Source organism: Lactococcus sp. FSL K6-0773, from assembly GCF_038006485.1.
Taxonomy (GTDB): Bacteria; Bacillota; Bacilli; order Lactobacillales; family Streptococcaceae; genus Lactococcus; species Lactococcus lactis.
On record NZ_JBBOVF010000007.1, the window covers coordinates 1 to 6,856 of the forward strand.

Annotated in this window: 7 protein-coding genes and 1 pseudogene; all 8 read right to left on the reverse strand. The window is 34.7% G+C overall.

What is annotated here, in order from left to right:
• Nucleotides 1–59: 59 nt before the first annotated feature.
• Nucleotides 60–278: pseudogene (locus tag MHB61_RS13755) on the reverse strand (site-specific integrase); the annotation flags it as partial.
• A gap of 195 nt (nucleotides 279–473) precedes the next feature.
• Nucleotides 474–1,385 carry a magnesium transporter CorA family protein gene (locus MHB61_RS13760; protein ID WP_017865280.1) on the reverse strand — a complete coding sequence of 304 codons (912 nt, stop codon included), beginning with the start codon at nucleotides 1,383–1,385 and terminating at the stop codon, nucleotides 474–476.
• A gap of 93 nt (nucleotides 1,386–1,478) precedes the next feature.
• Nucleotides 1,479–1,724 carry a hypothetical protein gene (locus tag MHB61_RS13765; protein ID WP_082231530.1) on the reverse strand — a complete coding sequence of 82 codons (246 nt, stop codon included), beginning with the start codon at nucleotides 1,722–1,724 and terminating at the stop codon, nucleotides 1,479–1,481.
• 90 nt (nucleotides 1,725–1,814) lie between these two features.
• Nucleotides 1,815–2,084, reverse strand: a complete 270-nt coding sequence (locus MHB61_RS13770; protein WP_137016285.1) for a hypothetical protein — start codon at nucleotides 2,082–2,084, stop codon at nucleotides 1,815–1,817.
• A 6-nt stretch (nucleotides 2,085–2,090) separates the two neighbouring features.
• Nucleotides 2,091–2,480 carry a hypothetical protein gene (locus MHB61_RS13775; protein ID WP_137016287.1) on the reverse strand — a complete coding sequence of 130 codons (390 nt, stop codon included), beginning with the start codon at nucleotides 2,478–2,480 and terminating at the stop codon, nucleotides 2,091–2,093.
• 20 nt (nucleotides 2,481–2,500) lie between these two features.
• Nucleotides 2,501–3,679, reverse strand: coding sequence for a restriction endonuclease subunit S (locus MHB61_RS13780; RefSeq protein ID WP_137016289.1), 1,179 nt, complete (start codon nucleotides 3,677–3,679; stop codon nucleotides 2,501–2,503).
• Nucleotides 3,667–4,254, reverse strand: coding sequence for a hypothetical protein (locus MHB61_RS13785; protein ID WP_137016291.1), 588 nt, complete (start codon nucleotides 4,252–4,254; stop codon nucleotides 3,667–3,669). Before MHB61_RS13785 ends, MHB61_RS13780 begins: the two co-directional genes overlap by 13 nt.
• Nucleotides 4,247–5,446 carry a RepB family plasmid replication initiator protein gene (locus tag MHB61_RS13790; RefSeq protein WP_021721720.1) on the reverse strand — a complete coding sequence of 400 codons (1,200 nt, stop codon included), beginning with the start codon at nucleotides 5,444–5,446 and terminating at the stop codon, nucleotides 4,247–4,249. Before MHB61_RS13790 ends, MHB61_RS13785 begins: the two co-directional genes overlap by 8 nt.
• Nucleotides 5,447–6,856: the final 1,410 nt, after the last annotated feature.

The window sequence follows — 6,856 nt, forward strand, 5'->3', positions numbered from 1 at the left end:
TGGACGATTCAACAAAAAAAGTAGTCGTTTTTGGACGACTACTAAGTTCTAAACATTCATTACCCAAAATCAATTTGGTCTAACATCGTTTCTCGACTAGCTTGATCTAATCCAAGATACGTTAAGGTCATAGCTTCACTTGAATGGTTTAATAAATGCATCACTAAACCAATATTATAGTTTGACTGCGTATAGACCCGATAAGCGCCTGTTTTACGCATGGTGCGTGTGCCTAGATAGTTGATACCTAATAGATCACCAACACGTGACAAGACCCGGGTTGACCCCAGAGCATAAGGCAGAAAATCCAGTAGCGAACGGTTTTTGTTCGTTACTGGATTTTTTGTCTTATGTGGCCGGGGTCAGGGTCGTCGGAGCGTATTTCAGAAGCCGAAGGGTGCTCAAAATAGCATAACTGCTCAACTATACACATTCCAAAAAAGTCCCCCACCCAGCAGCAAGTCACTCACCCATCACATCTTCCGCCAGAACTTCAGCATAATCAGCATCGCCACAATCAAGGCGACAGAAATCCCCAAAGTCAGCATCCAAGCATCTTGCATCCCGGCTAACGGGAGTTTCTTCACGTTCATCCCATAGAATCCGGTAATGATCGTTGGCACAGCCATGGTCAGTGACCAAATTGTCAAAAATTTCATTGTATCGTTCAGGTTGTTATTAGCAAGGCTGTTGAGGGTATGATCGATTCGGTCAACGACTTGGGTTTCAATCTCAAACATCCGTTGGACCTGTTCTCCTTCAATTTGCACGTCTTCGAATAAATCAATTTTATCTTGGTCAGCACCGACACCAAAATGGGTCTTTGGCAAACGATCGAGTTCACTGAGATTGGTTTGGACCGCGCTGGACAAAAAGGTCAACGTCTGTTGAAGATATGAAAGTGAAACCAAGTCACTGTTCTTCGTCTTCCGGTTCAACATTTTATCCAAATAGTTGCGTTTCTTGGTAATGGCGCGAGAAATTGGGATAAAACTGACAACAACTGTAAACAGTGTTTCCAGAATAAATGCATCGACGCTCTTAACCTCGGGATTATCCAATGCCGAGTAAAGTGCCGTGTTGACTTCAGGTATGCCGCTTTGATTAAACGTGAATAAAACGCCCTTATGGAGCAACATGCCAAATGGCTGGGTAATGTATCTCAGCGCATCTTTGTCGAGGGCATACGGCGCCAGAAAGATGAATAATTGGTAGTCCTCATTGATATCATAAACATAATTAGTACTTTCATCATTATCAGTGACGTACTCAATAATATCTTCATCGATGCCATACTGATCTTCGAGGGTTGCCCGTTCTTCGGCATTGATTTGAATCGTTTCAATCCATTTGGTTCCATTGATTGTCTTTTCGGGTTTGATCATTTAGTAATTCCCCTGTTAGTTATTAACCTCTATTTTAGACTAAAAGAAAAGAAGCTGCAGACAAATTTTTAAATTGTCAACGATTCCCAACTGCTAAACACTTTTATAAAGAATATAACGGAAACCTTGTCGGGCTGCCATTTTGTCGGTACCGCTCATATCAAGGGTTTCAGCCGTTTTATTAGCAAAATCCTTTTTAATATACACGTCTTTTGCTGTAACTTCTAAATCTGCTAAATAAAGTTTGTTAGGTAGGTTTCGTTTTTTCTTTGGGTTAAATCCTTGCTTGATTTGAAATAATAGTCCTGCTATATATGATCCATTATACCATTTAAACAAAAAAACAGCCCCCATTATCTACCTAGTAGATAACGGGGACTGTTTTAATAGGTTTTCACAGGGGCGATTATCTAAATATAGTCCCTGATATTAATCAACTTTTTTATATTTGATCGTTTGAATGACATAGTAGATACTTCCAATAATGAGAGAGACTATAATCCATCCGACTATTATTACAAGTAAGAAAATAAAAATACCTAATACTCGATTGTCCAATGCTAAAAAATCTTTTTTAAGGTCTTGAAAATCACTTTGATTAAACAGTAATTTTATTAATACATTCAACACCATTAATCCTAATATAAAGAGGCTAGTTTGCTTAATACTTCTAATAAAATTTGGTTTTTTTTGTTCCATAATAGATTACTCCTTTTTTCTTAAAATATTATATATTGGAATAGTTCCTAATATGACACTCCAGATTATTGGAGCAATAATTTCAAGCGCTGAGTGGACTATATAAGGATTTTCAGAAACGACATATGGTTTATGCTTTAGAAAATAGATTTTCACTGCATCCCCATTTCTAAATTTTGACTGATAAGCATCTACTCCATAGGGATTTTCTGAGAAATTATAGGTTTTAACATGATGACTATCCACTTTAATTTTTGCAATAGCCATACGTTTTTCTCCTCTAGAAAACTCTCTCTGTTCTTTCCATGAGGAGTATGAACTAATGATTAGTAAGATACTTATCATCACCAAAAAAATGTTAGCAATTATCTTTAAATATTTTTGTATAGTTGCCATAGTTTAGACTCCTAATTTTTTTAAATGAACATTTTTTGTAAAAAGCCTTTTTTCTGTTCCTTGAGTAAATCCAACTTACGTTGATGAAGAGCGATAGTCTCGTCTAATTGTTTGAAGAAGGTTCCGATTTTGACCTGTTCATCTTTGTTTGTTGTAAACCAAATATCTTCATTCTTGAGTATCGTAAAGTGGCGCTTGTATCCCTGTGATGCTGGCTTATATCGTTCTAATGTCACATAAAAATATCTGCCATCAAATTCATCCGCACTAATGATTTTTACTCCATCAGTAGCTATAAAGAACGGTTTTGTTGGTTTGAATAGAGAAACAGTATGGTCTCCAAATAAAGTTACATCGTAAAAATATTCAAACGGTTCTCCATTAGCATATCCAGCAATAGGTTTGTCTCCTTGTTGAATAACTTCATAATTTCCAACATCATTGGGCTCTGCTAAATATGAACGAAAATGATGAGTTTTTATCATTTCCTTAGCCTTACGCTCTTCCCAATCGTCAGCAAACCCCGCAAATCGCAATTCAGGAACTTTGGCACCATTTTTAGGGAACATTTTTTGCAAGTAGCCTTTTTTCTGTTCTTTCAACAAATCTAACTTACGCTGATGAAGAGCGATAGTATCGTCTAACTGTTTGAAGAATGAACCAATTTTTTCTTGCTCAATCAAATCTGGATATGATATTGGAAGAGCATTAGCTGGTTTCAAAACAAAATGTTTTAAGCTCGTTCCTGTTGAAGCATTTCTAATATATTTTTTTACTTTAGGGGAAGCAAAAGAATATTTTAAAAATAAACCGTCTAAATTTTCACATTTTGATGTTTTAACATATAAGATACTTCCCCCTTGAACATAGATAGGTAAAGAATCATGCTTGTATATAGCGAGTCCGATATCCCCACCACTCGCAAAAATTAAATCACCTTTTTTAGGAGAACCAGTTATCTTATCATATTTCATATAGTCTGCCAAAGACAGAAATAATCCATCTTTAATGTGTTCTGAGGATAGATCACTAGAGCGTAAGTAAGGTACCCCTTCTTTTTGCCACTTTATATTGGGGATCCTTGCACTATCTTTTATTTCAGCAAGATCCCCTAACTTACGCTGTTCCCATTCATCCGTGAATCCTTTAAATCGCAATTCTGGAACTTTCTTTTTAACTGAATCATCTATTTTCGCCATAGTCCCCACCATTTTCTTGGTTTTTCTTGTTCTTCTATCCTTTTTTGATCTTTGATTTGTTCCTGCAAATTTTCCAACTTCTCTTTAAGAGCGTTCACTTCATCTTTATATTGATTGTCTAAGTGTTTGAATCCTGTTTCCTGTGAGGGCATTTTGAGAACTTTTAATCTGTCGTTTTCTGCTTTGTATTCTTCTAACAACTTTTTATCTTGTAAGGCTAGTCGTTGTTGTTGATCTAAAAGATTACTTAAAGTTTCTATCTGCTTATCTTTGTTGGTCAATTGTTTATCGTGACTCTTTCTAAGATATAAGATTTCTTCTTTCAAAAAATCGACTTCAAAATCAACTTCAGTATGCGTTTTAGTTGTCGATTTAGTATGTGATTTAGTTGTTGATTCAGACGAAAGAAGTCTATCTTTTATAGACTTTTCTTGTGTTTTAGAAATCACATACTTATTACCTACTTTATCTAATTTAGTATGCAATTTCAGTATGCGTATTATTTTATCAATATATGATTTACTCACACCTAACTCATCCGCAAGTTCCTTTATGGTTTTTAACTTCTCACTCATGGCTTGCTCCTTTACCTCGAACCTTTGCACGTTCTGGTTGTTCAAGGTCTTGTAATTTAACAGTTGGCAAGTATTGATCAATTGACTTTTTAAGATACTTTGCAATGTTCCCTTTTGAATAAGGTTCTTGTTTGTCATGAACGTAAGAGAGGTGTTTCTTCACTCCCTCTAGCCCTCTTAATACTTTGAGTTCATCATATTTTGGATAAACATTTTTTTGCAAGCCTGCCATAATTGCTGGGTCTGTCATTTCATAAGGCGATAAAAGGAAATTTTCAAGCAATAATTTAGTATATTTGCTTTGCATAGCTTGATATACAAGTTTTTCTTCATTTGCTTCTTTTTCAACTTTCGCTTCTTTGTGGTTCTTATCATCCAGCTTATAACTGTTATCGTCTGCTCGACGTTTTTTCGTGATATGAAAGACAATAGAATCAATGCTTCGTCCTTTTTTTATCTTGTCATAAGAAACGTTGAAAGAAGTATGAGCATTGATTTCTTCCAACGGTTCTTTTAAAACTCGTGTTTCAAAATGAGTAAAACGTTTATAATCATTGATGGTATCCGTCATTTCTCGTAATTCTCGCATGGAAATGGTGGGGTTGCGGTAGGCTTCCACTTGTTCTTCTCTTCGTCCGCCCTTATAGCTATAATGCTCATATTGGTTGTAATTCATGGATAACCAGCGGTACAAGATAATAGAGTATTTGCTATTGAGTTCTGCTAGATCAGATAAAGCGTGTTGCGTGAAATTCTTTTTGAGATTGATTAAATAAGGAATAATTTCAGGACTAAATCGGATAGTGACTTCATCATGATAATCCGTCCACTTTACATAGGGAATCGGCACAATATTTTCAAACTCAAAACCATGTTCTTTTTTTTCTTTGATTTTAAAAAAGGCTTGTTTCTGCATGTTCTCGACTGCCTGTTTAAAACGTGTGTGTTTATCATTATCAGATACCTTAAAAAAAGCAAAGAGTTCGTTTTTCGATAAATAAACCGTATGATCTTTTGGTGGTTCTTCGGTATCAATGCACGATACGGCTAACTCAAACATTTTGAGTGGGGTTTTATCCATTTTGGCAATGCTGGTAATTAAAGAATTATGCTCCACTACTTTTCGTTTTGATAATTCATTCAAGATTTGCACCTGCTTCTGATTGTGTTCATTTTTTGCTATACTAGACATAGAAAATTGCTCCTTTGTGAGTGATTTTAGATAGGCATGAAGAAAATCTGACCAAAGAATTGTTCTTCATGCTTTTATTGTATCAAAACACAGCCACTTTAAAAAGTTTTTTGTGGCTGTATGCACAGTTTTTTGTGGCTGTATGCACAGTTTTTTGTGGCTGTATGCACAGTTTTTTGTGGCTGTATTATTCTTTAAAGCCTTGTAAAACCTCACTTTTTTTTGACGCAAAAGAATAAAAGATTAAAATATATAAGATAAATATATATAAGGCTTCGCCTTTTTTTATTTTTTTAAAAATGTAAGGCAAAAGTCAAAAGATTAAAACCATAAAAGTACAGAATGACCTAATTCGCTTTCTAAGCACTTTTTATCAATACCCATAATTAAGTTACCTGAAATAAATTAAAATGCCCTATAAAGTCTTATATGGCTATCTAGGGTATAAAAAAATCGATTAGAACTTTTGATAGAACTTGCTGATCTTTATCGCTGGATAGCAAAATGATTATTTAAAGATAAAAGTAAGAGATATTCTAAAAGCTCATATTTTGCTTTCTAAGCACTTTTAAGTGTTAGTCCTAATAAGTTTTACCTGATTCGTTTTAAAACTCCTTAAAAGGTCTGTAAAGCGTCAAAAAGCCCATCTAAAATACAAAAGGCTTTTAAAAACAATGAAGTTCCAAAAAGTACGCTCAAATTTATAAAATAATTTAATATCTGCATTGAGAAGTTAAGAAATAAGGACAATGCGCACTTACACACCACTCTAAAAAGTGGTGTTAATTTCCTCAAAAAATAGATATCAGAAATTGCTTTCAGCAATAACCAAAAAGAGAATAGTTCTAAGAATCCATGTTCTTCTCTTAAAGTTGGATAGCACGTATTAAAGTTGTGATACATATTTCGAACTTATAAATAGTTTTTTTTAAAAATAAAATGCCTCAGCGCTCATTCCTCAATCGCCCTTTGTCATTGATTTTGTAATAAGTATTGCGCCCTATTCGGTTACAATCCTCACAACAAAATAGACCATATAAAACCATAAATACTGCAAGCTATCACATTGTAATACAAAACACTTCGTTCTTGTATTACAATGTGGCTTGAAAAGGGGGAAGTTTCACTTTCCCCTTTTATCCCCTTTGGATTGTGTCGATTTGCTTTACGCAAACGCCACCTACCCATTTTATAAAAATAAAATGGGCAAAAGATCTTTCTTTTTGTCATACAAAAAGAAGAAAAAAAAGAGACGATTTTCTTCTTCCGAAATCGTCCCTCTTTTTTCTAAAACCATGGATGAACGAACAAAAAATCTCTCGTATTTTGTTTGTTCATCCACTAAAAATATGCGAACAGTATGGCTTCATTCAATCCTGTTCTTACAAGTCAAAAGCATCGAATCGTCCT

Coding starts and splice junctions, on each gene's coding strand:
- MHB61_RS13760 (WP_017865280.1), bottom strand. CDS start 1,385: ATGATCAAACCCGAAAAGACAATCAATGGAACCAAATGGATTGAAACG.
- MHB61_RS13770 (WP_137016285.1), bottom strand. CDS start 2,084: ATGGAACAAAAAAAACCAAATTTTATTAGAAGTATTAAGCAAACTAGC.
- MHB61_RS13775 (WP_137016287.1), bottom strand. CDS start 2,480: ATGGCAACTATACAAAAATATTTAAAGATAATTGCTAACATTTTTTTG.
- MHB61_RS13780 (WP_137016289.1), bottom strand. CDS start 3,679: ATGGCGAAAATAGATGATTCAGTTAAAAAGAAAGTTCCAGAATTGCGA.
- MHB61_RS13785 (WP_137016291.1), bottom strand. CDS start 4,254: ATGAGTGAGAAGTTAAAAACCATAAAGGAACTTGCGGATGAGTTAGGT.
- MHB61_RS13790 (WP_021721720.1), bottom strand. CDS start 5,446: ATGTCTAGTATAGCAAAAAATGAACACAATCAGAAGCAGGTGCAAATC.